The organism is Providencia sp. AGC89, from assembly GCF_053543535.1.
The window spans coordinates 31922-58445 of the sequence record NZ_JBIXLP010000008.1 but is presented as its reverse complement, the minus strand read 5'-3'; the positions used below and the strand labels follow the sequence as shown (position 1 = coordinate 58445).

The 26524-nt window shown below is 40.4% G+C and carries 19 protein-coding genes; 9 read left to right on the top strand and 10 right to left on the bottom strand.

Annotation, left to right across the window (positions count from 1 at the left end):
• The first annotated feature begins 274 nt into the window (after positions 1–274).
• Positions 275–1345 carry a porin OmpA gene (gene ompA / locus ACIPUA_RS04465; RefSeq protein WP_071547904.1) on the top strand — a complete coding sequence of 357 codons (1071 nt, stop codon included), beginning with the start codon at positions 275–277 and terminating at the stop codon, positions 1343–1345.
• A 184-nt stretch (positions 1346–1529) separates the two neighbouring features.
• On the opposite strand, the gene matP is transcribed toward ompA, so the two are convergent.
• Positions 1530–1997, bottom strand: a complete 468-nt coding sequence (gene matP, locus ACIPUA_RS04460) for a macrodomain Ter protein MatP (RefSeq protein WP_042846439.1) — start codon at positions 1995–1997, stop codon at positions 1530–1532.
• Between the two features lie 173 nt (positions 1998–2170).
• Between matP and ACIPUA_RS04455 the strand changes: the two genes are divergently transcribed.
• The 3 genes from ACIPUA_RS04455 to fabA all read left to right on the top strand — a co-directional run bounded on the left by ACIPUA_RS04455 (position 2171) and on the right by fabA (position 4906).
• Positions 2171–2347 carry a GhoT/OrtT family toxin gene (locus tag ACIPUA_RS04455; RefSeq protein WP_071547903.1) on the top strand — a complete coding sequence of 59 codons (177 nt, stop codon included), beginning with the start codon at positions 2171–2173 and terminating at the stop codon, positions 2345–2347.
• A 207-nt stretch (positions 2348–2554) separates the two neighbouring features.
• Positions 2555–4291 (top strand): AAA family ATPase, encoded by a 1737-nt coding sequence (locus tag ACIPUA_RS04450; RefSeq protein ID WP_042846440.1) that lies wholly within the window; start codon positions 2555–2557, stop codon positions 4289–4291.
• Between the two features lie 96 nt (positions 4292–4387).
• On the top strand, positions 4388–4906 hold the full coding sequence (gene fabA, locus ACIPUA_RS04445; protein WP_449059315.1) for a bifunctional 3-hydroxydecanoyl-ACP dehydratase/trans-2-decenoyl-ACP isomerase: 519 nt from the start codon (positions 4388–4390) through the stop codon (positions 4904–4906).
• 145 nt (positions 4907–5051) lie between these two features.
• Here fabA and rmf read toward each other — a convergent pair whose 3' ends face one another.
• The 6 genes from rmf to rlmKL form a co-directional block, all read right to left on the bottom strand.
• Complete coding sequence (rmf, locus tag ACIPUA_RS04440; RefSeq protein ID WP_004909639.1) at positions 5052–5222, bottom strand: ribosome modulation factor; 171 nt, start codon at positions 5220–5222, stop codon at positions 5052–5054.
• A gap of 351 nt (positions 5223–5573) precedes the next feature.
• A complete protein-coding gene (gene pqiC / locus ACIPUA_RS04435) occupies positions 5574–6128 on the bottom strand; it encodes a membrane integrity-associated transporter subunit PqiC (protein ID WP_042846443.1) in 555 nt (184 codons plus the stop codon).
• Positions 6128–7777, bottom strand: coding sequence for an intermembrane transport protein PqiB (gene pqiB / locus ACIPUA_RS04430; RefSeq protein ID WP_042846445.1), 1650 nt, complete (start codon positions 7775–7777; stop codon positions 6128–6130). Before pqiB ends, pqiC begins: the two co-directional genes overlap by 1 nt.
• Positions 7774–9054 carry a membrane integrity-associated transporter subunit PqiA gene (gene pqiA / locus ACIPUA_RS04425; protein WP_071547901.1) on the bottom strand — a complete coding sequence of 427 codons (1281 nt, stop codon included), beginning with the start codon at positions 9052–9054 and terminating at the stop codon, positions 7774–7776. The genes pqiB and pqiA overlap by 4 nt, the downstream gene beginning before the upstream one ends.
• A gap of 30 nt (positions 9055–9084) precedes the next feature.
• A complete protein-coding gene (locus tag ACIPUA_RS04420; protein ID WP_042846447.1) occupies positions 9085–10992 on the bottom strand; it encodes an ABC transporter ATP-binding protein in 1908 nt (635 codons plus the stop codon).
• Positions 10993–11004: 12 nt separating this feature from the next.
• The gene (gene rlmKL, locus ACIPUA_RS04415; RefSeq protein ID WP_449059314.1) at positions 11005–13113 is read right to left on the bottom strand and encodes a bifunctional 23S rRNA (guanine(2069)-N(7))-methyltransferase RlmK/23S rRNA (guanine(2445)-N(2))-methyltransferase RlmL; all 2109 of its coding nucleotides are present in this window, start codon (positions 13111–13113) and stop codon (positions 11005–11007) included.
• Between the two features lie 99 nt (positions 13114–13212).
• On the opposite strand from rlmKL, the gene ACIPUA_RS04410 reads away from it, so the two are divergent.
• The gene (locus ACIPUA_RS04410; protein WP_071547899.1) at positions 13213–14328 is read left to right on the top strand and encodes a YcbX family protein; all 1116 of its coding nucleotides are present in this window, start codon (positions 13213–13215) and stop codon (positions 14326–14328) included.
• Positions 14329–14464: 136 nt separating this feature from the next.
• Here the strand turns inward: ACIPUA_RS04410 and ACIPUA_RS04405 are convergent, their stop codons facing one another.
• From ACIPUA_RS04405 to pepN, 3 genes are all read right to left on the bottom strand, one after another.
• Positions 14465–15010, bottom strand: coding sequence for a cell division protein ZapC (locus ACIPUA_RS04405; protein WP_042846450.1), 546 nt, complete (start codon positions 15008–15010; stop codon positions 14465–14467).
• Positions 15011–15290: 280 nt separating this feature from the next.
• Positions 15291–16301, bottom strand: a complete 1011-nt coding sequence (pyrD, locus tag ACIPUA_RS04400; protein ID WP_449059313.1) for a quinone-dependent dihydroorotate dehydrogenase — start codon at positions 16299–16301, stop codon at positions 15291–15293.
• A 658-nt stretch (positions 16302–16959) separates the two neighbouring features.
• Positions 16960–19578: an aminopeptidase N gene (pepN, locus tag ACIPUA_RS04395; protein ID WP_048606602.1), complete on the bottom strand. Its 2619-nt coding sequence runs from the start codon at positions 19576–19578 to the stop codon at positions 16960–16962.
• A gap of 552 nt (positions 19579–20130) precedes the next feature.
• Here pepN and pncB point away from each other — a divergent pair.
• The 4 genes from pncB (at position 20131) to ACIPUA_RS04375 (ending at position 26515) form a co-directional block, all read left to right on the top strand.
• Positions 20131–21336 carry a nicotinate phosphoribosyltransferase gene (gene pncB / locus ACIPUA_RS04390; RefSeq protein ID WP_042846454.1) on the top strand — a complete coding sequence of 402 codons (1206 nt, stop codon included), beginning with the start codon at positions 20131–20133 and terminating at the stop codon, positions 21334–21336.
• Positions 21337–21826: 490 nt separating this feature from the next.
• Entirely contained in the window at positions 21827–23227 is a 1401-nt protein-coding gene (gene asnS, locus ACIPUA_RS04385) for an asparagine--tRNA ligase (RefSeq protein ID WP_042846455.1), read from the top strand.
• A 568-nt stretch (positions 23228–23795) separates the two neighbouring features.
• Positions 23796–24917: a porin gene (locus ACIPUA_RS04380; RefSeq protein ID WP_449059312.1), complete on the top strand. Its 1122-nt coding sequence runs from the start codon at positions 23796–23798 to the stop codon at positions 24915–24917.
• 407 nt (positions 24918–25324) lie between these two features.
• Positions 25325–26515, top strand: a complete 1191-nt coding sequence (locus tag ACIPUA_RS04375; protein ID WP_071547895.1) for an amino acid aminotransferase — start codon at positions 25325–25327, stop codon at positions 26513–26515.
• Positions 26516–26524: the final 9 nt, after the last annotated feature.

The window sequence follows — 26524 nt, the reverse complement described above, 5'->3', positions numbered from 1 at the left end:
AATTAGATAGACAAAAAACAATCATAATACAAAATATACATATCTCCCTGATTTATACACTAAAAAAATACTTTTTTTAACGTTTATTGCTCACTCTACTTGTATCTTTTTAAGTTCGTTGTAGACTTTAGCTTGTTAAGCTTATGGCATTATTTTTTACTTTTATTATTTTTTTGTAGATAATGTCAGCGAAACCTAGCAAGTAAATTGAACCAATGGCACATAATAAGGCTCAGCGAAGCCAAGCCAATATTGGATGATAACGAGGCGTAAAATGAAAAAAACAGCTATCGCAGTAGCAGTGGCAGTAGCAGCTTTTGCAACCGTTGCACAAGCAGCTCCAAAAGATAACACTTGGTATACCGGTGCTAAATTAGGTTGGTCTCACTATGAAGACACTAAATTCACTTCACCAGAGACTGATTTACACGTAGGTAAAACTACCGATCGTGATACTATTGGTGCAGGTGCATATGCTGGTTACCAATACAACCAATATATGGGTTTTGAACTGGGTTATGACTGGTTCGGTAAAATGAAATACAAAGGCGCTGGTAACAGCGGTGACCTGAAATCTATGGGTGTTTCATTAACTACCAAATTAAGCTATCCAATCATGGATGACTTAGACGTTTACACTCGCTTAGGTGGTATGGTTTACCGTACTGAAGCTAAAGCAAACCAAACTCAAGGTCACTTCAAAGAAACTGATACTGGTGTTGCACCTGTATACGCATTGGGTCTTGAGTATGCAATCACTCCAGAGTGGGCAACTCGTTTAGACTACCAATGGGTTAGCAACTTAGGTGATAAAGACAATATCGGTACTCGTCCAGACAACGGCATGCTGAGCGTTGGTGTTGCATACCGCTTTGGTCAAGAAGATACTCCAGTTGTTGCTCCAGCTCCAGTTGTTGAGCCAGCTCCAGTTGTTGAAAACAAACGTTTCACACTACGTTCAGACGTTCTGTTTAACTTCAACAAAGCTAGCCTGAAACCAGAAGGTCAGCAAGCTCTGAACGAACTGTATAACGAACTGAGCAGCATCGATCCAACTCAAGGTCGCGTACTGGTAGTTGGTTTCACTGACCGTATCGGTTCACAAAACTACAACCTGCCACTGTCACAAAAACGTGCTCAGTCTGTAGTTGACTACTTAGTATCTAAAGGCGTTCCAGCAAGCGCAATCGCTGCTGAAGGTCGTGGTAAAGAAGATCCAGTAACTGGTAACAAATGTGACGCAGTTAAAGGCCGTGCAGCTCTGATCGAGTGCTTAGCGCCAGACCGTCGCGTTGAAATCGAAATTCAAGGTACAACTGAAGTTGTAACTCAACCAGGCGCTTAATTCTTAGCCCTAGTTTGAATTTTGAACTGAACAAAAAACCCCAATTATTATTGGGGTTTTTTTTATTCTTATAAAAACTAATATAACGAATATAGACCGTTTGTTATTTAGTGTTTAATCTACTTTTCGCTTCCCATTACACTTAATAGCAAGAACAACAACCATAAAGATCTTTTCAGATAGCCTAGCTGCCATCTCCTTTCGACGCCCCTAAAATCGCTTGTAGATCCTGCTTCAATGAGCTCATTTGGCTCTCGTATTTATCTTTATGCTCAGCATCTTCGATCAACTGGATAATCGTTTCAGAAAGTGTTTTATTACGTTTTACTGCTAAATTAGACAGACGCTGCCAAACCGAAAAGGTTAGATCTATCGATTTTTTGCGAGTATGTGGGTGCTCAGCATTGAAATGACGTTTACGCCTAGCACGAATGCTTTGTTTCATTCGGTTATCAAGCTCAGGATTCATATGTAATGAAATCCACTTGAGCACATCAATCGGTCTATTTTCCATTTTTAACAGCAAATCTATCGCTTCTTTTTCTGCGCTTCGTTCTATATAGCGGGTAATCGCTTCACCACCTCGTGCTTTATTGACGAGGTACTCCCATTTCCAGCCACATTCAAGATTTTCAAGCTGCTGATATTTCATAATTTTTCCTGAAGAAAACCGAACCTATCTTTATATTAGCAATATTATAAACAAAATGCTCAAGCAGACGTTCGATTTAGTGAAATATTCGTTTCTGCAATAAAGAAAGTAACCTGTCTTTGTAAAAATAGTGTACAATCCGCCCCCATCTGTTAACAAATTAATAAAACTGCATGTCCACTTTTGAAAATATACTCGTCATCTATGGGATTGTCGGTGTATGCGCTATGCTATTCACCCTACTCGTCACAAAAGACCCTAATTGTTTTATGCGCTTACTTAGCGCCATATTAATTGGTTTCACTTGGCCAATGACATTACCTATTGTGTTTATGTTTTCGTTATTCTAGTCAATAATTCAACAATTCTTGCTGCAAGATTGCCTATCAAAGGCTAATATAGCAGGCTTGCCCACTGGGTAATTAACAGGCCTGAAAATTGTTTATAAAACAAACGATGTTATTTGGCAAATTATTAAATAAACCAAATTCAGGCACATGCGCCCAGCTCATTGGCAGGCATTTTATTTATAACCCTATTAATAGCAGATAATTATAGTGATCAGTCAAGAACTAACATGGCAAGGCCTCATTCCTAACTTATCGTCATTCCAGACGAAATTTGTATCCTCAGAAACGTTGTCCCCAACAACACTGTCAGACATTCAGCCTAGATTGTCCGATGGAATACAACATTTTGTCGATGAATTTGCCCAAACACGCTTTATGTTTATCAAGTCTGATGAAAGTGAGGAATACCTTAGCACTTACGCTAATGCAATTGGCCCATTGCTTGTAGATATCAACACTATTGATGGCGACTACCAATTATCTGAAGATAAACATTCCTTTCAATGGAAACATGGCATTAAAAGCCGCTTTTCATCTCGCACAGCGATTGCATACCGTAATTGGATAGAACCAGAGCAACTATTTGGTCATGTAACCCCATCTTTGACCCTTGTCCCTGGCCTATTACATCAGCTTAATGGGGGCATATTAGTGATTGCAGCTAATGCACTCATTAGCCAACCTTTAATGTGGAATCGCTTAAAAGATATGGTTATTCGTCGGCAATTAGAATGGTTATCCTATTCTGATAGTCAACCTTTACCTATAGAAATCGAGCCACAACCTCTTGAACTTAAAGTTATTATTGTTGGTGATAGGCTTGCTTTAGAAGAGTTTGAATATACTTCACCAGAAATATTTGAAAGTGCAATTTATGGTGAATATGAGCCAGTCATGTTCTTTGAGGATGAACAACAATTAACATTATGGATGCGTTATATTAAATCCATCATTGATTCCAATAAATTACCAAATATCTCAGTTGATGGTTGGTTACCTTTGGTTCATCAAGCAACCCGCTATTGTGAAGATAAATTTACTCTTCCCCTTGATATTCCATGGCTTACAAGGCGCTTAATGGACGCGGTTCATTACCAAGAAAATAACTTATTAACTCAAAATTCATTTAATCAAGCGGTCGAAAACCGCCTATGGCGCCACAACTTCCTCATGGAAAGAACGCAAGATGATATTTTGCAAGAGCAAATCTTCGTTAAAACTGAAGGGGAAGTCATTGGGCAAGTGAATGGGTTATCCGTTTTACAATACCCTGGTCACCCTGAAGCGATTGGAGAACCCTCACGTATCACTTGTGTGGCTCATCTAGGTGATGGGGAATTTACCGACGTAGAACGTAAAGCTGAATTAGGTGGCAATATTCATGCAAAAGGTATGATGATTATGCAAGCCTATTTAAACTATGAGCTTAAATTAGAGCAACCACAGCCCTTCTCAGCCTCAATTGTCTTTGAGCAATCCTACGGTGAGGTTGATGGTGATAGCGCCTCACTGGCTGAGCTATGTGCGTTAATTAGTGCTTTATCATTACAACCAATTGATCAACAAATTGCTATTACAGGTGCAGTTGACCAATTTGGCTACGTCCAGCCGATTGGTGGCGTCAATGAAAAAATTGAAGGCTTCTTTGATATTTGTGCCAAACGGGGCTTAACCGGTGAGCAAGGTGTTATTATTCCAATGGCGAATATCCGTCATTTATGCACTAAAGCTGAAGTCGTTAGCGCGGTACAAGAAGGGCAATTCCACATTTGGCCTGTTGAACATGTCGCTCAAGCTATTACATTATTGACTAAGCAACCTTACTTTGAGCAGCAAGCTGAAGAAGAAAACGTACACCTGTTAGCTTTAATTCAAGAGCGTATTAACCAAGCAAACGCACCGGATAAAGCAAGGCTTCCTTGGTTCTTAAAATGGATGAGTTAAGTAAAGATTGCGTAAAAAATAGCAGATCGGAGTTGTTCAGCGTACAAGTGTAAGCTATCCTGTGCCCCTACATTTAATAAAGGCTATCTGAAGAACATGGTTGAGAAACGCGGATCCTACACAAAAGATGATTTAATTGCTTCTGGAAAAGGCGAGTTATTTGGGGAAAATGGTCCTCCACTCCCATCAGGAAACATGTTGATGATGGATCGTATCGTCAGCATGAATGAAGACGGTGGTACATATAATAAAGGCTATGTTGAAGCTGAGCTGGATATCAATCCAGACCTTTGGTTCTTTGATTGCCACTTTGTCAATGATCCTGTCATGCCAGGCTGCTTAGGGCTTGATGCAATGTGGCAATTAGTTGGTTTCTATCTGGGCTGGCTTGGCGGTGAAGGTAGAGGCCGTGCATTAGGTGTTGGCGAAGTAAAATTTACTGGCCAAGTCCTACCTACTGCAAAAAAAGTCACTTACCGTATTAGCTTTAAACGTGTAATTAACCGTAAGCTGATCATGGGGCTAGCAGATGGTGAAGTTTTAGTTGATGGTAAATCAATTTATACCGCAACGGATTTAAAAGTTGGCTTATTCAAAGATACAAGCGCATTCTAATTTTTAGAAGCCTAAGCTATGAGCTAATTAATGCAAACCTCCGCAATGGCGGAGGTTCTTAAATTGATTAGTATCTTTAAGTTAAAAACCCTAAATATAAAAAAATGACAGGTTATTTAACCTTAAAAATGAGATAAATTCTGGATTACACAACCGCTACGGTTCGATCCTCCATCGCCTTTCGCCAACCACCTAGCCAATGCGAACGAGCATCTACTGCTTGATATGGGCAGAGCTCTTTAGAACGCCCTGCTAAACCTGCTTGATAACCTCTTGATAAAGCTCTTTCTAAACGATCTCGCTTCTGTCTTTTCATGCCTTACTTCCCTCATCATTAAAAATGGAAAAGAAAACAGCACCTACTATTTATTAATAGGTACCTTATAGAAATAACGCCCACAGATAAGAAAATCAAGTAAAGATTTTCATATATTTGTCATAAATAGCATAAATGTGACTTAGATATGGCAATTAATATAATCATTTGATTTTACTATGAAATATTTTACTTTATTTATCATGACATTAGAGCATATAAGGTGACTATTATTAACTACATATAAGTTTATTAAATATATTTACTTATTGAAGATAAAAAAATACACCTCAGAAATTTATATTTACCATATATATCTGAGGTGTATTTAATTAGTTAACTAGGTAATAACTAATACTTTGCAATTTCTTTAGCAATATTATCAGCAACTTGTTGCCAGCCTAGTGACAATGTACGAACCAAGTCCGGATACCCATCTTGTTGTTGGTCTAACTGCACATCAAAATTACGACGAATGACTTTATCACCATGGGAAAGCGTCCAAAAACCTTGAATAAGCACTTTTCCATCGTATCGACCATTAAATGCCGTCAAAGTGATATCCAGTGTATCTGGAGAATTCTGTAATGGCTGTAAAGACACTAGCTTATCCGGTAATGCGGCGGATAATTCACTCACCATTGATTGCCCGAGCTGTTGTTCCAATGGGCTAGCCCAAAGATGTGTGCTCGCATTTGTATAACTCACATCGGTTGTTTGGTAAGTAATACCGTTGGAAGTTAATACATCAGACAACATAATACGCTGTAGCCAAACTTGGCCTTTATCCATCACTGCCGCTGATTGTTCCTGAGGAGTTTTTATTGGCAATTGATAATACTTTTTTTCTGGCGTACTACTACACGCTGCCAACAATAAAACAAATACTGATAATAAATATCGCATTATTTTTTCACTCCTTTCGGCTCTACATCCTTAGTCGGCTCCGCTTCAAACACTAATGCATTACTCTTGTTGTTTAATGTACGTAAAAGCGGCTGAACTTCTCTCAATACTTGGTCTAAACGCTGCATGTTATCCACCATTTTATTATAAGCAGGTGAACCCGGTTGGAAACCTTGCATTGCACGGTTCATTTCTTGCAGTGTTTTTTGTAAGTCATGAGGCAAGTTTTGGAACTCTTTACTTCCCATGACTTTGTTTAATTCCACCAACATGGCATTGGCTTCTTTAACCACTTTTTGCCCTTCGGCTAATGTTTGTGTCGTTTGATTAAGCATTGGCTCAATTGGCATGTTATTGATCTTATCCAACACCGCGATAACTTTTTGTTGGATTTGCGCTAAGCCACCACTGGTCGTTGGGATAATTTTATATCCAGCCACTACCGTAGGCCCTTTATAAGGCTCAGCATTAGGGTCAAAATCTAAATCAACAAACAGGGCACCTGTTAAAAAGTTACCCGATTTTAACGATGCTCTTAATCCGTCTTTCATAGCCAATTTTAATTCATTTTTTAAATTAAAATTCGCACCAACATCTTTTGAAAAACGCTCTGGCTCGATATGAATTAGAACAGGAATTCTAAAGTCATTATCCAAAGATTGGTCAAGCCCCTCGGTATAGAAAGGCACTTGTGCCACTGTGCCTAAACGAATACCACGGAATTCCACTGGTGCCCCAGGCTGTAACCCACGAATAGAATCAGAGAAGAACAAGACAAAATCTTGGTATTCTGTATACAGTGAATTTTGAATACTGTTTTGGTTATCAAAGAGTCGGAACTCTGTATTTTCCTTAACACTCGTACCTGGAACCCATCCCGTAGGCACATCAAAACTCACACCACCTGTCAGTAATGTCGCAATAGACCCCATTTCAACGTGAACACCTTGGGATGACATGTCGAATGCAATTCCACTGTCTTTCCAGAAACGCACATTGGAGCTGATCAGCTTATCATAAGGAGCATTGATAAATAATTGGTAGCGCATATCACGCTTGTCCATATCAAAATTACTAGTTTCAACTGACCCAACACGATAACCACGGAATAATACTGGGTCACCAGGGTTTAATTGCCCTGCTTTATCGCTGACTAATGCTACTCGTATCCCTTTTGCATCCGGTGATGCAAGAGGAGGTGTGTCCAATAAAGTAAATTCAAAGTTTTCTTTGGCCTCTACCCCAGGCTGAAGTTCAATATAAGCCCCTGAAAGTAAAGTACCTAACCCTGTCACACCATCACGCCCGATTGTAGGCTTAACAATCCAGAATGATGAATCAGCACGTAGTAAATCCTTCATGTCATTATTTAAGCGCGCTTTTATTAACACCCGACTAAAATTATCATCAAGAGTGACGCTTTCAACGACGCCAATATCGACGCTACGACTTTTAATTTTCGTTTTACCTGCTTCTATTCCCTCAGCATTGTAAGTGATTAGCGTCACTTCCGGGCCTTGGTTGCTAAAATGGTAAAATAATACCCAAGCACCAATTAAGACAGTTACTATTGGGATCACCCAAACTGGTGACCAACTTTTTAACTTACTAACTTTGGCATTGGCCTGTGATGTTTCTTGTGAGGTCACCCGACGACTCCTTCTTGTTCAACAGCATTCGTGTTTACTGCGTTTTTCCTTTCACAACGATCCCAAGTTAACCTTGGGTCAAACGTCATCGCTGCAAACATTGTGAGAATAACAACAACACCAAAGAAAATAATCCCCATTGCTGGCACGATACTCATCAACTGGCCCATTTGAACCAAAGAGGCTAAAATCGTGATCACAAATACATCAATCATTGACCAACGCCCCACATATTCCACTAGCTCATAAATAAAATGCATCCGATGAGGGTCTCGATTGCCATATCCTTGTGAATCAAGGCAAAGCCATGCAATACCAATCATTTTTAACGTAGGTACCATGATACTGGCAATAAAAATGACCATAGCAACAGGATAAGAACCATCCTCCCACAATAGAATAACCCCATCAATAATGGTTGAATTTAATGCGCTGCCCAGTGTATATGTCGTCATCATGGGTAACACATTAGCGGGAATATACAGCATGATTGAAGTAACGAGCAGTGCTAATGTCCACTGCAAACTTTGGTGTTTACGTACACTTCCACGGGAAAAACACCGTGGGCACTGTGATTGTTCCGCTGGTAAAATAGCCGTGCAAACAAGGCATAAACGTACGTTTTGCTTAATACCTGTTTGACCTACTTTTAATGGTAGCTCTAGTTTTGGCGGTGCTTCAATACGGTTCCAAAGCCAATGGCGGTCTAAACATTGAAATGCCCTTACCTGCAACATGCAAAACAAACAGTAAGGTAAAAAACTTAAGCCTATTCCGATATCACCATAAGCAATCAGTTTCACAAAGCTAACTAAAACCCCAGCTAAAAATATTTCCGCCATGCACCAAGCTTTCATTTGGAATAAAATGCGAGTGCTCACGACCTTTAATCCCTTAGGAATATGAACTTGCAACCCTAAGAGAATAATTGTGATCATGCAAAATGCTGGGATAATCAAAGAAAAAAACAGAAAAAATAACGCCAACCCACTATAGCGGGTAGCCGATATAATTTCGATTATCTGAAATAACGATATTTCATTTTCAATTCCTGCCGCCCCCATTTTCACAAAAGGGAACAAGCAAGCAACAAACAGCATAATTAATGCACTAAATGCATATGCTGCTGGTTGCTTATATGGATACCGCCACTTTGAGACTAATGTAGTCTCGCAGCGCGGACATGTTGCTTTGCTCCCTTGTTCCAACTCAGGGACTGCAACCAACATGTCACACTGAGGGCAAAGAACATGTTCATGAGACTCATGGGTACACAAAGTGTATTTGCTCCTCTAATTAAAGCTAACTTAGCCGTTTTTAAGTAATTCAAGCTCTTGCCAACGGTCAAAGGCCTGTTCTAATTCAGACTCTTTAGCCGCTAAATTAGTCAACGCTTTTTCAGTGACTTCATGAGGCTGATTAAAGAAATCAGCATCACCAATCGTAGCTTGTAAAGCCTCAATTTCAGCTTCAAGTTGCTCAAGTTTCGCAGGTAACTGTTCCAGCTCACGCAATAAATTATAGCTTAATTTATTTGCACGCTTTACAGCTTCTTTTGGTTTAGCCACCTTATCTTGGGCAGCTACTTTACTCGTTTGTTCAACTTTTAAACTCACGGTTTGTGCTCTTTGTTTCTGAGCATCAAAATACCCACCCACATACCGGTTGATGACACCGTTACCTTCAAAAATCCAGCACTCAGTTACACTGTTATCAACGAACTCTCGGTCATGGCTGACGAGCAAGACTGTACCTTGATAGCCATCAACAAGTTCTTCAAGTAACTCAAGCGTTTCTACATCCAAGTCATTTGTTGGTTCATCGAGAATTAATAAATTACTTGGTTTTAAGAATAAGCGAGCTAATAACAAGCGGTTACGTTCCCCACCTGAAAGAGCTCTAACCGGTGTCATTGCACGTTTAGGAGGGAACATAAAGTCCTGTAAATACCCTAATACGTGGCGTGGCTTACCGTTAACCATCACTTCTTGCTTGCCTTCTGCCAAGTTATCCATGACCGTTTTATCAGGGTCTAATGCAGCACGGTGCTGGTCAAAATACGCCACTTCCAATTTGGTTCCACAGTGCACACGCCCACTATTTGCCTGTAAATCGCCAAGCATTAAGCGCAATAACGTGGTTTTACCACAACCATTTGGCCCTACTAATGCGATTTTATCACCACGCATAACTTGAGCAGAAAAGTCTTTGACCAGGACTTTATTGTCAACTTGATAGTTAACATTTTCCATTTCAAAAACAATTTTCCCAGAGCGAGAAGCTTCACCGACTTGCATTTTCGCCGTGCCCATAACCTCACGGCGCTGTGAGCGTTCAACACGTAACGCTTTCAAGGCACGAACCCGCCCTTCGTTACGCGTACGTCTTGCTTTGATCCCTTGGCGGATCCACGTCTCTTCTTGCGCTAATTTGCGGTCAAACTCTGCATTTTGCATCTCTTCAACACGCAAAGCTTCTTCTTTACTGACCAAGTAATCATCATAATTGCCCGGCCAAGACGCTAATTGTCCACGATCTAAATCGATAATACGGGTTGCCATATTGCGGATAAAAGAACGGTCGTGCGAAATGAAAACAATACTACCTTGGAAATCTTTTAAGAAAGTTTCCAACCAGAGGATCGTTTCAATATCTAAATGGTTAGTCGGCTCATCTAAAAACAAGACCCGCGGGTTGCTCACTAAAGCACGACCTAAAGCCGCTTTACGTAGCCAACCACCCGATAATGAGGATAGTTCTGCATCCGCAGGTAAACCGAGTTTTTTCAGCACATCACTGATACGAGAGTCTAATAACCATAAATTACGGTTATCTAACACTTCTTGTAATTCAGATAATTTATTTAAATTTTTCTCACTAGGGTCATGTTCAACCAATTTAGCGACATGATGATAATCTTTCAGGTATTGAGCTTGTTCAGCAACGCCTTCAGCAACAAAATCAAAAATAGTCCCTTCGATATTACGTGGTGGGTCTTGTTGTAAACGAGCAACAATTAAGTCCTGCTCATAAATAAGTTGCCCATCATCCAGTGGCTGTTCTTTGGTTAACACTCGCATAAGTGTTGATTTACCCGCGCCATTGCGCCCAACCAGACAAACGCGTTCGTTATCTTCAATGTGAATTTCAGTATTATCAAGTAACGGAGCATCACTAAAAGCAAGGTATGCACCCGATAAATTAATTAAAGCCATTGATTCTATCCTTTACTCTGCGTGGCGAATTAACCAGCAGTTATGTATTTGACGGTTACGAGCAAAATCTTCTGAAAGTGTTTTAGCAGTAATTTCCTGCGCTTGTAACCCTAATTCTTGCATCGCTTCAATATCCATTTTGAAACCGCGTTTGTTATTAGAGAACATCACAGTTCCACCACGACGCAGTAACCGTTTTAAATGTGTAATTAATTGCACATGGTCGCGTTGTACATCAAATGTACCATCCATGCGTTTTGAATTTGAAAATGTAGGGGGATCGATAAAGATCAAATCAAATTGCTCAGTACTATTGGCTAACCAACTCAAACAATCAGCTTGGATTAAGCGATGTTGGCGACCCGTTAACCCGTTTGCTTGCAGGTTTTTCTCTGCCCACTCAAGGTAAGTCCTCGACATATCAACGGAAGTCGTACTTTTTGCTCCACCTAAACCTGCGTGTACAGTTGCAGAGCCGGTGTAACAGAATAAGTTTAGGAAATCCGCGTCTTTACTCATTTGCCCTAACATTTTACGGGCAATACGATGGTCAAGGAATAACCCAGTATCAAGATAATCAGTTAAGTTAACCAACATTTTTGCGTTGTATTCTTGCACTAAAAAGAAATCATCTTTTTGGGCTAATTTTTCATATTGCTGCTTGCCTTTTTGGCGTTGACGCGTTTTCAATACTAACTGATTAGAGGTAAGCTCAAGCACATTCATTGTGGCCGTGATCACGTCAAATAACCGCTGGCGAGCCTTACGTTCATCCACAGTTTTTGGTGGTGCGTATTCTTGAATCACCACTTTGCTACCATAAATATCAACCGCCACGTTGTACTCGGGTAAATCCGCACCATAAATACGGTAACTATCAATACCTTGCTGTTTTGCCCACTTACTTAACTTTTTCAAATTTTTACGTAAGCGGTTAGCGAAATCAGGTGAAATTTCAGCCACGGTTTCTGATGGCGTAGCAGCTAATTGATAGTTCTTTTGCACACAGTCTAAAGGGCCATTTTTGGCTTTAAATTCACGTTCTGAACGCAATTGCAAGCAGCTAAGTAACTCAGGAGAAGCACTAAAAATCGATAAACGCCAACCTGGGAAACGGGCCTTCACAATACGCCCTAACTGGCTATGCAGTGCAATTAAGGCAGGCTCACTTTCTAAACGCTCACCATAAGGCGGGTTACTGATAATTGCCCCTACCGTATCAGTGTTAACTGGGTTTTCCAATGCAGCGGCATCACCTTGTTTAAAGGTGATTAAGTCTTGTAGCCCTGCACGGCGCGCGTTGGCACGCGCCATTTCTAGTACACGCTTATCGATATCAAAACCATAAAAACGTGATGTCGTTTCTTTCAAGCCTTGACGAAAACGCACTTGTGCTTCCGTCGTTAACTCGCGCCATAATTCAGCGTTAAATTTCGACCATGCATAAAAACCCCAATGGGTACGGTGTAAACCCGGAGCTTTGTCTGTTGCCATCATTGCGGCTTCAATTAACAAGGTTCCTGAACCGCACATTGGGTCAACTAATGGAGTCCCTTGCTGCCACCCTGAGCGATTAATAATAGCTGCTGCAAGGGTCTCTTTCAGCGGTGCTTGCCCAGCAAGGTCACGATAACCACGGATATGCAAAGAATCGCCGCTTAAATCAAGTGCAACACTGGCTCTTTCTTTATTCAAATAAACATTAATACGAATATCTGCTTGCTGGCGAGCAACATCCGGCCGTTGGTCTAATTTGCGCACGAAGCTATCAACAATTGCATCTTTCACCTTTAATGCACCATATTGGCTATTGCGGATCTCTTCGTTGGTGCCTGTAAAATGCACGACAAAAGTGTCATTAACTGAAAAAATCTCAGTCCAATCGATAGCTTGCACACCGAGGTATAAGTCTAAGTCACTGTAGACATCAAAATCATTCAGTGGCAATAAAATACGCGATGCCAAACGACTCCACAGCAGGCTTTGGTACATGCCTCGTTCATCGACCTGAAAGTAGACACCCCCTTGCGCAATTTTGCACTGGCTAGCGCCAAGCGCTTCCAATTCCGTTTTCAGTAGTTCTTCTAGGCCACGAGCTGTGCTGGCAAACAGAGAATTCATAGTATTTATTACCGATTTTGATGAAAAATTGTTGCGCATTATAGCTAATCTTATGCAGTTGTCATAAAGTTGCTGCGCAACAATTATAAGGATTAAAAAATGATTACGCTTTCGCGCCTTTATACACACCCAGTTAAATCTATGCGAGGGGTACGTTTATCACATGCCTTCGCAGATACTAGCGGTTTGACTTTTGATCGTAATTTTATGGTAACCACGCTGGAAGGTAAATTTATTACGGCAAGAAAATACCCGCAAATGTTACTGTTTACACCCGTTATGCTTAACAATGGGTTACACCTACAAGCACCTAATGGCGAAAGTGCAACGGTATTGTATCAGGACTTTGATGATAAACAGAGCCCTACTGAGGTTTGGGGAAATCATTTTCATGCACTGATTGCTCCCCAGCAGGTAAATAGCTGGTTAAGTACCTTTTTTGATGAGCCAGTACAACTACGTTGGCTCAGCACTCAATTGTCTAGAAGAGTGAAAAATCATCAAGATGTTCCCGTATCTTTTGCTGATGGTTACCCTTTTCTACTCATTAATGAAGCATCCGTTCAAGAACTCCAAGGCCGTTGCCCTGCCAGTATTAAGCTAGAACAATTTCGTGGCAACCTAATTATTACTGGCGCTAAACCTTTTGAAGAAGATACTTGGAAAACCATTCAAATCGGTGATGTTATCTTTACTCTAGATAAACCATGCAGTCGTTGTATTTTAACCACTGTCAGCCCCGAGAAAGGGATAAAACACCCTAATAGTGAACCATTGGCCACGTTGCAAACCTTCCGTACTGATGAAAATGGTGACGTGGATTTTGGTCAAAATGTTATGGCTAAAAATACGGGGATTATTCGTGTTGGTGATACGCTAACAGTATTAGAAACCAAACCAGCTAAACAATATATAACGCAAAAAAGAGAAGCTGAAAGCCCAAGCCCAAGCTTAAATTCTACAGTCGACAATGTCAGTTTAATTTTTGAAGAAACAGAATATCAAGGTGATAACCAAAATGTGGTCCTCGAGCAACTGGAATCTCACGGTTTATCCATTCCCTATTCCTGCCGAGCGGGTATTTGTGGGCGCTGTAAAATTAAGCTTATTTCTGGTGAGGTCACACCGCTAAAACAAAGTGCAATTAAAGAAAACGGCTATATATTGTCCTGTAGCTGTATTCCAAAAACTTCGCTCAAATTAGCACTTAACTAAACGTTTATTATGGCTCATTAACACCATCAGCAATTTTATATTATGATGGTGTTAGAATACCTATAACTACATTAGTTATCTAAGTCGGACATTTAGTTTTTATTCATTTTCTTTTTATTTGATCACTGACGATCAACTAAATAACGTTGCCATATAACTGCCGCTTCGTCTTTGATGAATACTCAAGCATACGATCGTTCATGATCTTAATTGGATCACAAAACCTTAAAGTACGATCGGGTAATTCTAAAACTGGTTCAGCTAATAAACACAAGCTTGCTGAAGGGCCCGCTTCTGCAATAATAAATGAAAAATAACGACTGGTATTTTCTAAACACACCTGAATTATTTGCCCCTGTTTAGGCGCATTAATATAATGAAAAGAAGAAAAATACCAACTTTTCGGCATCTGTGGTTTTAGAAAACGAAAAGCAACCAAGCTATTTAAGACTAATTCCGCTCTTTCTTCTTGCGTAATATTTAGTCTCTTTGCTTGCTCATCAAATAAATAATATTCCCCTGCATCTTCAATGCTAAATGGCATTTCACTACGAGCAAATGCGGTTAACATTTTAGCGGGAAAACATGAACGAAATATCATGCCGTTGGCGAGATCTAACATCACCCTGTCATGGTCATGATCAAAATACCAACGCCAATGATCATCAGGTTTAATATTCATAAACGATCCTTCAGCGATTTATCGGTAAATATATAATAGGAACGATCATCATAATGATCTTCCCTAAATTTACTCTGCGGCAATTTTTATAGATTAAATTTTCACAAATTAAGCTTTCATAGATTAAGTCATGTCGTTTAATTGCAACTGGATATTACATTGTCTAAACAACAAATTTACTGAAAATTGATATCAATTTGATATAAAAATAGCCACTATTAGCAATATAGTTTAAAAGGGGGAATAAAGAAACCCCCTTGTTAAGTAAATTTACAATTTATTAGATATGATTGACAATATCTTTAATTAATTTTGGTCCATGGTAAATAAAACCAGAATAAATTTGAATTAATGAAGCGCCTGCTTCCATTTTTTCACGCGCCGCTGTAAGCGAATCAATTCCACCCACACCAATTATTGGTAACTTACCATTTAATTCACGTGAAATAAGTTTAATAACTTGCGTACTTTTTAATTGTACAGGCCGCCCACTCAACCCACCCGTTTCATTGCAATGGTTTAACCCCTGAATAAGGGAGCGATCTAGCGTTGTATTTGTAGCAATCACCCCATCTATATTATGCCTCACTAAGCTATCTGTAACTTGAATAATTTCTTCTTCAGATAAATCAGGCGCTACTTTCACCGCAACTGGCACATATTTTTGATGTAATGATTGCAACTCAAGTTGCTTCGCTTTTATACCACTCAATAAATCATCGAGAGCCTCACCGTATTGTAATGTACGTAAGCCCGGTGTATTTGGTGAGGAAATATTAATCGCAATATAGCCTGCATGGGCATATACCTTATCCATGCAAATTAAATAATCATCTTTACCTTGTTCTACCGGTGTATCTTTATTCTTACCAATATTGATACCAATAATTCCACCGTAATTAGCCTTTTTGACATTCTCTACGAGGTTATCAACACCTTTATTATTAAAGCCCATTCGGTTGATTAAACCCTCAGCTTCAACGAGTCGGAATAACCTTGGCTTATCATTACCAGATTGAGGACGGGGAGTCACAGTCCCTATTTCAATAAACCCAAACCCCATTGCGCCAAACGCATCGATACATTCACCATCTTTATCGAGACCAGCAGCGAGGCCAAGGGGGTTTTTAAAAGAAAGCCCCATGCATTGAACTGGTTTGGTAGCAACAGATTGACGAATAAGGCATTGAAAAGGGGAATGGTTCAAACGTTGAAGCTGGCGAAAAGTCAATTCATGTGCTTTTTCGGGGTCGAACTGGAATAGTGCCTTTCGGGCAAGATGATATAGCATATCCAATAACCTATTTTCTGCTAGTGCGTTTCAATAAAATAGACATCATACCGCGCATGCTAAAACCCCCACCAAAGGGTTCTTGTTGAGTTTTAACTGTGCGAACTATTTTTCGTCGGATAAAACGCGCAATAGACTACCCTATTTAGGGGCAACTTTACTATGAAAAGATCAATATATTCTGTTTTGTGCCTCTAATAACAACAAATAATAAAGGGCTCTTTAATTCACTCAAACTCTGGGGAAACAACCACTCCCATCAAAAATACTTGTATCGTATTGATTTATAATTAAATTATTCATCTAACTATTTGTTGGATGGAAAGCTTATAGTAACACACCAGCAGGGGGAAGAAACTATGTCATCACGACTGAAAATTATGAGTTACCACTCAACGTCTACCGAGCCCCTTATGACTAAGATAAGGGAAAACGCCCATCTAAGTTAAAAGCTTGCCGAGCTAAAAACCATATCATCGCTTAGTTTTTACAGTTCACATTATTAAACTGATAAACCATAGCAAAATCAAAAATTAAAAAGGGGAAGACGGTTAATCTTCCCCTTTAGTTCTAAACCAAAAGCCTATTTTTACTTTCCTATCGCCTCTGAGTAGCGTTCATTAGCCCATCATATAAAAATAGTGTAATGGCGTAATAATTAGCTTTCTAATGCTTTGGTGATTTTCTCAAATAAATCACCAGAAAGGTTATCTAGGGCTTTCAATTGTTCAAGCACTTTACGCATTTGAGCCTGACGCTTTTCGTCATAACGTTTTAAACGGATCAATGGTTCGATCAACCTTGATGCAACCTGCGGATTACGCGTGTTCAGATCAACCAAGATCTCATATAGGAACTGATAACCGCTGCTATCTTCCGCATGGAAATTAACTGGGTTCCCCGCGGCAAATGCCCCTACTAGCGACCTTACTCGATTTGGGTTACTCATGCTAAATGAACGGTGATTTAACAGCTCACGCACATGCGATAGCACCTCTTTCGATGGGTTTGCCCCTTGTAATGTAAACCACTTATCCATCACCAAGCCATCATGATGCCAGCGTTCATCAAAATCAGCCATTAGCTGTGCTTTGCACGGTAACTGAGATTCATTCGCTGCCGTTAATGCAGCAAGAGAATCGGTCATATTATCCGCAGATTGGTATTGTTCTTGCACTAACTTATTCGCTAGTTCAATGTCATCACCCGCAGCCAAATATTGGAGGCAAATATTACGTAATGCACGTTTGGCAATGTCCTGATGATCAACGCGATAACCCGTGATATTGACCGAATGGTAAACAGCCAATAACTCATCCTGCATGTCTACCGCAAGTTTATGGTGGATAAAGTTCAGCACCTCGTGAATGGCGACAGGGTCAATAATGGCAAACAGTTCAGCAAGTTCGCTTTCTGATGGTAATGTCAAGATCAACGCTGCTAACGCAGGGTCAATTGATTCACTCAATAACACCGCTCTAAATGCATCAACGACAGATTCAGGTAAAACTAACTCTTCCCCTTTCTGATAGTTAGCGACATTAATTTTTACGTAGTTATTAATCAGTTGCTGAGCAGCATCCCAACGGGAAAACTCGTTATTGGCATATTGCATCAAGAATGCAAGTTGCTCATCGGTATAGTTATAATCCAGTTTTACTGGAGCAGAAAACTCCCGTAATAATGAAGGAACCGGACGGCTTGCCACTTCATCAAATACAAATGTTTGTGACTCTTGAGTAATATTTAAAACAGAGTTAACAGCACTACCATCACGTTTTAACGCAATCACGCTACCATCTTCAGCATATAGCTCAATATCTAAAGGAATATGTAATGGCAATTTTTCAGTTTGGTCAGCCGTTGGCGGCGTCATTTGCTTCACATGCAGGGTATACTGTTGTTTTTCTGCTGAATATTCATCTCGTACCGTAAGTATTGGTGTACCTGATTGGCTGTACCAACGGCGAAATAGTGATAAATCGACATTTGAAGCATCTTCCATTGCTTGTACAAAATCATCACAAGTTGCTGCACTACCATCATGGCGATGAATATAAAGTTGCATACCGGCTTGGAACATTTCTTCGCCCAACAGGGTATGGATCATACGGATCACTTCGGAGCCCTTTTCGTACACAGTCAACGTATAGAAATTATTCATTTCGATCACTTTGTCTGGGCGAATTGGGTGCGCCATTGGGCTTGAATCTTCAGCGAATTGGGCTGATCGCATCACTTTTACATTGTTAATGCGGTTAACAGAGCGGGAACCTAAGTCAGAACTAAATTCTTGGTCACGGAAAACCGTTAACCCTTCTTTTAAGCTTAACTGGAACCAATCACGACAAGTGATTCGGTTACCTGTCCAATTATGGAAATATTCATGCCCAATGACTGACTCGATATTGAGATAATCTTTATCTGTTGCTGTCTCGCTTTTAGCTAATACATATTTAGAATTAAAAACGTTAAGACCTTTATTTTCCATTGCACCCATATTGAAGAAATCAACAGCAACAATCATATAGATATCAAGGTCATACTCTAAGCCAAAACGCTCTTCATCCCACTTCATTGCATTTTTCAGAGACTGCATTGCCCAAGGTGCGCGGTCTAAATTGCCTTTATCAACAAACAGTTCTAACGCCACTTCGCGGCCACTGCGCGTAACAAACACATCTTTTAAAACATCAAAATCACCAGCAACGACAGCAAATAAATAACTTGGTTTTGGGAAGGGATCTTCCCATTTAACCCAATGACGCCCGCCTTCTAATTCACCTTCTGCAATACGGTTACCATTTGAAAGTAAATAAGGGTAGCGAGACTTATCCGCGGTAATTGTTGTGGTATAGCGCGCTAAAACATCTGGCCGGTCTTGGTAATACGTAATATGGCGGAAACCTTCTGCTTCGCATTGGGTACATAAAGCATCACCAGAAACATACAAACCTTCTAATGCAGTATTTTTTTCAGGGCTAATTTCATTCACAATACGCAAGGTAAAAGATTCTGGTAGTGCTTCAATCACTAACTTACCATCAACTTCGTGATAGTTTTCCCATGCTTTACCCTCTATTTCGAGACTAATTAACGATAAGTTTTCACCATTGAGCTCAAGCGTTGATGACTGCGCATTAAGGCGTTTTACCTGACTAGTTGCTGTCACAACCGTCTTTACAGGGTCAAGATTAAAATCGAGGTCAATCGCTGTAATGGTATAATCGGGGGATTGATAATCTTGACGGTATTTCGCTTGTCTTAACTGGGTCATATGTAACCTTTCTAATTTGTTATATCCGATATCGTACTGCTTCGTTACTTCATACAATACTATAAGACACAATAATGTGAATGGATTTGAGAAACATTTTCATCATAATGTGTTATCCATTTTAATATTGATGTTACCTTTCTATTTCTCACCCTAGCTAATTTTGTTACACAATCGTTTGTTTGTTGGTGCTATAGCACTATCAAATATTTTATAGCATGTTAGTATCTTTTCGTGATTAATGCTTTTGTATGTAATGACGAGATACGGTATGACTGAAATGTATTTACCTGATTTAACTACTTTACATAAAAGCGAATGCGTGAATTGAGCTTGCGAATGCCCTCGTAAAACAGACAGGTAGAATAACGCTTCTATCTTTTGGTAAAGTGGGTATACTTTTGCAACTTTAACGATTTAGCTAATTGCTACGTGCTGTTTTATTTTGTTTTTTTAATGGGGTGAATTTCAAGTTTAAACTCTGTGAGTTATCCCTATAAAAACAAACAGCCTTAGTCATAAAGATAAGCTCCGCGAGGATGTCTGCGTGCCATGAACTTAGACGCTACACCAATTATTACATCACTGCTTGATACCGACGCTTATAAGCTTCATATGCAGCAGGCCGTTTTCCACCGTTATCATCAGGTACCGGTTGTCGCTGAGTTTCGCTGCCGTAGTAGCGATATATTAGGTAGCTACGCTACTGAAATCAGGCAACAAATCCAGCAGATGGCAAAACTATCACTGACTGATGATGAATTAAATTTTCTCCGCCGCTTACCTTTTTTCCATGAAGACTATCTTACATGGCTAAAATCATTTCGTTTTAACCCACAACAAGTGGTTGTTAGTGTGACTGACGAAGGGCAACTGGCAATACGCATTAGTGGCCCTTGGCGCGAAGTGATTATGTGGGAAGTTCCTCTTCTTGCCCTAGTAAGTGAAATCGTGCAACGAGATAGGCACCCAAACATCACAACTGATGATGCGGTCCAACAACTGAAAAAACTGTTAGATGTTTTTTACCAACAAGCTGACGAGCACCAACTTGACCTATCCGGCTTTAAGCTGATGGACTTTGGGACGCGGCGCCGCTTCTCATACGGTGTCCAATCAGCCATTGTGGCTATGTTGAAACAGGAATTCCCTTACCTTGTTGGCACCAGTAATTACAAGCTCGCGCATGAGCTAGATCTTGCGCCAGTAGGAACCCAAGCCCACGAATGGTTCCAAGCGCACCAGCAAATCAGCCCTGAATTAGCAAATAGCCAGCGTGAGGCTTTGCAAATTTGGTTAGATGAATACCCTAATCATCTCGGTGTTGCCTTAACGGATTGCATCACGATGGATGCTTTCCTACGTGATTTTGATGCTAATTTCGCCAAACGCTATCAAGGGTTACGCCATGATTCAGGGGACCCTATCGAATGGGGCGAAAAAGCAATCGCTCATTATGAGAAGTTAGGTATTGACCCAATGAGTAAAACTTTGGTGTTTTCAGACAGCCTAGATCTACAAAAAGCACTGGAGTTATACCGCTATTTCCACAAGCGGGTTAATCTTGTATTTGGTATTGGTACGCGCCTAACCTGTAATATTCCCCATGTTACGCCACTGAATATCGTGATTAAATTAGTGGAATGTAACGGTAAACCGGTTGCTAAGTTATCTGATAGCCCAGGTAAAACGATTTGCGAAGATGATGAGTTCGTTAACCAACTGAGAAAAGCGTTTGACCTCCCTAAAGCCTGCTAATCACGTAACAACCTTAAAGCTCTGAATAAGAATTGGCATTTTTCTTATCGGGGCTTTAAAACCCCTTTTTCTTTTATTCACTTACTATTACTATAGCTTTTAAGCTCGATAAACCCTCATCACTTAAACAGAAATATTTTATCGTGATTTTTTACTTGTTTCCTAATAAATGGCAAGTAACATAGAGCTTTGGCCCCTGAAATATGGGATTTCGTAAGTATACCCCTACTTTACTGTTTTATTTATCATACACTGGTTGTTTTGCGCTTTAACTAACAACACCGCAATGCAATTAAAAAATGAATTTAATACAGCTTGAATGGCATCCTAAATAATTCGAGTTGTAGAAAGACGGCAAACAAATGGAGCCCTAGGAGCATACATAAGTATGTGACTAGGGTCAGTTTGTGAAGCCAACGCATCTACAGCTCGAAGTATGACGGATTGAGATAGTAAAGTAGATATTGTTAATATGAAGAGAGTGAATTATATGATAGTAGCGCCTGTAGTCGACGTACTGCAAGGCCGAGTGGCGGTAGGCACAGAAGTCACCGTTCAAGGCTGGGTACGTACAAGAAGAGATTCAAAAGCGGGTTTTTCTTTCCTCGCCGTTTATGACGGTTCTTGCTTTAATCCGTTACAGGCTATCATCAATAATAACTTACCTAATTATAATGATGAAGTCCTGCACCTAACTACGGGTTGTTCTGTTCAGGTTACGGGCGTTATAAAAGAGTCTCAAGGCCAAGGGCAGTCCTTTGAACTTGATGCAACCGCAGTCAAGGTGGTTGGTTGGGTTGAAGACCCTGAAACTTACCCTATGGCAGCGAAACGCCATAGCGTTGAATTCTTACGTGAAGCCGCACACCTACGCCCTCGAACCAATTTAATCGGTGCGGTTGCACGCGTGCGCCATACCTTAGCACAAGCGATACATCGTTTCTTTGATGAGCAAGGTTACTTCTGGGTTTCAACCCCAATCATTACTGCCTCTGATACCGAAGGCGCAGGTGAAATGTTCCGTGTCTCCACACTGGATTACAATAACTTGCCGCGTAATGACAAGGGCGAAGTCGATTTCAGTGAAGACTTCTTTGGCCGTGAAGCATTCTTAACGGTTTCAGGCCAGTTAAATGGTGAAGCCTATGCAACTGCACTGAGCAAAGTGTACACTTTTGGCCCAACCTTCCGTGCTGAAAACTCCAATACCAGCCGCCACTTAGCTGAGTTCTGGATGGTTGAACCTGAAGTTGCTTTCGCTAACTTAGATGATGTTGCAGGCCTAGCAGAAAAAATGCTGAAATTCGCCTTTAAAGCCGCGCTTGAAGAACGCCGTGACGACTTAGAGTTTTTTGCTCAACGTGTCGATAAAGACGTTATCACTCGCTTAGAAAGCTTTGTTAACTCTGATTTTGCCCAAATTGATTACACCGACGCGATCAAAATCCTTGAAACCTGTGGTCAGAAATTCGAAAACCCAGTTTACTGGGGTGTCGATATGTCATCTGAACATGAGCGCTACTTAGCTGAACAGCACTTTAAAGCGCCTGTGGTAGTAAAAAACTATCCGAAAGACATCAAAGCTTTCTATATGCGCTTAAATGAAGACGGTAAAACTGTTGCTGCAATGGACGTTCTCGCACCGGGTATTGGTGAAATCATCGGTGGTTCACAACGTGAAGAACGCCTTGATATGCTTGATGCACGCCTTGAAGAAATGGGCATGAATAAAGAAGATTACTGGTGGTATCGTGATCTGCGCCGTTATGGCACTGTGCCTCACTCTGGTTTCGGCCTTGGCTTTGAGCGTTTAGTGGCTTATGTCACTGGTGTTGGTAACGTGCGTGAGGTGATCCCATTCCCTCGTACGCCTAGAAATGCTGCATTCTAATTGCGTTTTTTTGGTGCAATAGTGATGTAAAAAGCGGACTAAACATATTTTGGTCCGCTTTTTTGTTCAATAATGCTTTCATTGGCTAATTATTCCGATACGTTACATTAAATTACAGTAAAATATTAAGTAGATCACAACTTTTCCCTTAATACCTTATAATTATCCGTAAAGTAACGCACTGCCTGCTACCGCTAAGAATAATCTGCTTTTTTATTATATTTTTGCTTTTTGCTAATCATAAATCTTCAACTTAACTGGCCTAAGTTGCTCAAAAAAAGCTCAAATTATCTTTTGAAAAAGTTCCCTCTTTTTTGTAATATTTTTTAAACTGGTACGATGAGTGGTTATTTTTTACTCTATTTTTTACATTTTGAAACACCTTGTTACCATTTGTTTCAGAAACTTTGATTTTGTAGCACTTTGAGGGTGGATAAATTTATTTAGCAATGGAACACTGGTCGCCGACATAGACGACACTAATCTCTCATAAATAGTTCCAATTATTTTTTGAGAATTATTTTTGGCAGTGGCAGGTGTCCGAATAACACCAATGAGGGTAATAATAATGATGAAACGCAATATTCTTGCAATGGTTATCCCAGCTCTGTTAGCTGCTGGTGCAGCAAACGCAGCTGAAGTATACAACAAAGACGGCAACAAATTAGACGTTTACGGTAAAGTTGACGTTCGTCACTACTTTGCAGATGGTAAAGGCAGCAGCGAAAAAGCTGGTAGCCAAGATGGTGATGATTCACGCGTTCGTTTAGGTGTTAAAGGTGATACTCAAATCACTGATCAACTAACTGGTTTTGGTCGTTTCGAGTGGGAAACTAAAACTAATAAAGCTGAAAACGAAGGCGAAAACAAAAACCGTTTAGCTTACGCTGGTTTAAAATTTGCTGACTTCGGTTCAGTTGATTATGGCCGTAACTACGGTGTTATCTATGACACGAACGCATGGACCGACGTATTCCCATTATGGGGCGGCGACACTATGGCTCAAGCAGATAACTTCATGACTAGCCGTAACCGTAACCTATTAACTTACCGTAACAACAATGCGTTCGGTTATGTTGATGGCCTAAGCTTTGCTCTGCAATATCAAGGTAAAAACGGTGACGATAACCTGTCTGCAGCTAAAGATAATAATGCTCGTAAAGACAACGGTGACGGCTACGGTTTCTCTACCGCTTATGACTTAGGTTGGGGCGTAACACTGGGTGGTGGTTACTCTAACTCTTCCCGTACTCCAGACCAAAAAGATACACTGACTCATAAACAATATGCTGGTGGTAAAAAAGCTCAAGCATGGAACGTGGGTGGTAAATTCGACGCTAACAATGTTTACTTAGCAGCAATGTATGGTCAAACTCATAACATGAGCCGCTACGGTGACAATGGTATTGCTAACAAGACTGAAAACGTTGAGTTAGTAGCACAATACCTGTTTGACTTTGGTCTGAAACCATCTTTAGGTTATAACCAATCTAAAGGTAAAGACCTGAATGGTTATGGTAACGAAGATCTGGTTAAATATATCTCTGTAGGTTCTTATTACTACTTCAACAAAAATATGTCTGCAGTTGTTGATTACAAAATCAACCTGTTAAAAGACAATGACTTCACTAAAAATGAAGGCATCAGCACTGATAACGTAGTTGGTTTAGGTTTAGTTTACCAATTCTAATTATCAGTTAACTGATAAGTTAGAAAACGGTAACATGTTTTTGCAAGCAGCGCTCCGGCGCTGCTTTTTTTGCCTTTAAACGCTGACTAAATTTTTATACATCAAACCACTATATCGACAAGACAGACTGATTCACCAACTTTATAGATATTTATGGTTAGATTACATGCAATTCCTACCTAGCTCACAAGATCTCGCCAATTTATCGCAAAACGGTTGGCAAAACGCCTTTCTCACGTTACCCTGATAACTCGACTCGTTCGACTAAACCCGTTTTCAGCTATACCCTTTATTTCAAGCAGTATGGGCTTTTTACAAGCAAGGATAGCCAAAAGCATTCTCACTTAATGCCTTCATACGCTATGAACTGTATTGGGTAACCACAACAGAGCTTTGGAATCGACAACATGTTTGAAAAAATTACTTCTGCCCCCGCTGACCCAATTTTAGGTCTTGCTGATAGTTTCCGTGCTGATCCCCGTGACAATAAAATCAACTTAGGTATTGGCGTCTATAAAGACGAATCAGGGAAAACCCCTGTGCTTGATACCGTAAAAAAAGCAGAAAAATTCCTGCTAGACAACGAAAACACCAAAAACTATCTTGCGATTAGCGGAATGCCAGAATTCGGCCGTGTAACACAAGAACTGTTATTCGGTGTACAACATGAAATTGTCACCTCAAAACGTGCCCGTACTGCACAAGCCCCTGGGGGCACTGGTGCCCTGCGTATTGCAGCTGACTTTATTGCTAAACAAACCAATGCAAAACGTGTTTGGATCAGCAACCCAACATGGCCTAACCATAAAAATATTTTTGAAGCCGCTGGCTTAGAAGTATTAACTTACAACTATTATGATGCAGCAAAACATGGCATGGATTTCGACGGCATGCTAAGTAGCTTATCCACTGCGGTTGCAGGGGATGTTATTGTCCTACATGGTTGCTGCCATAACCCAACAGGGATTGACCCAACTGCTGAGCAATGGTCGAAGCTGGCTAACTTGTGTGCAGAAAAAGGCTTATTACCTGTTTTCGACTTCGCCTATCAAGGTTTTGCTAAAGGGTTAGATGAAGATGCTGAAGGCTTACGCATTTTCACCCAAAATAACCCAGAAATGATTGTCGCCAGCTCATACTCTAAAAACTTCGGTTTATATAATGAGCGTGTCGGTGCTTGCACCATTATCGCTAAAGACAGCGACAACGCAGAGCGCGCATTTAGCCAAGCAAAAGCGGTTATTCGTGCAAACTACTCTAACCCACCCGCTCACGGTGCAGCAGTGGTTACCACTATCCTTTCTGACGATACCTTAAAAGCAGAATGGGTCCAAGAACTAACAGCAATGCGTGAACGCATTAAACGTATGCGTCAGTTACTGGTTAAAACATTGGAAGAGAAAGGCGCTAAACAAGACTTTAGCTTCATTATCAACCAAAACGGTATGTTCTCCTTCAGTGGCCTCACAAAAGAGCAAGTAGAGCGTCTACGCAGTGAATTTGGCATCTACGCCGTAAGTTCTGGCCGTATTAATGTTGCAGGCTTAACACTGGAAAACATGGTTCCACTGTGTGAAGCCATCGTAAAAGTACTGTAAAACTCATAA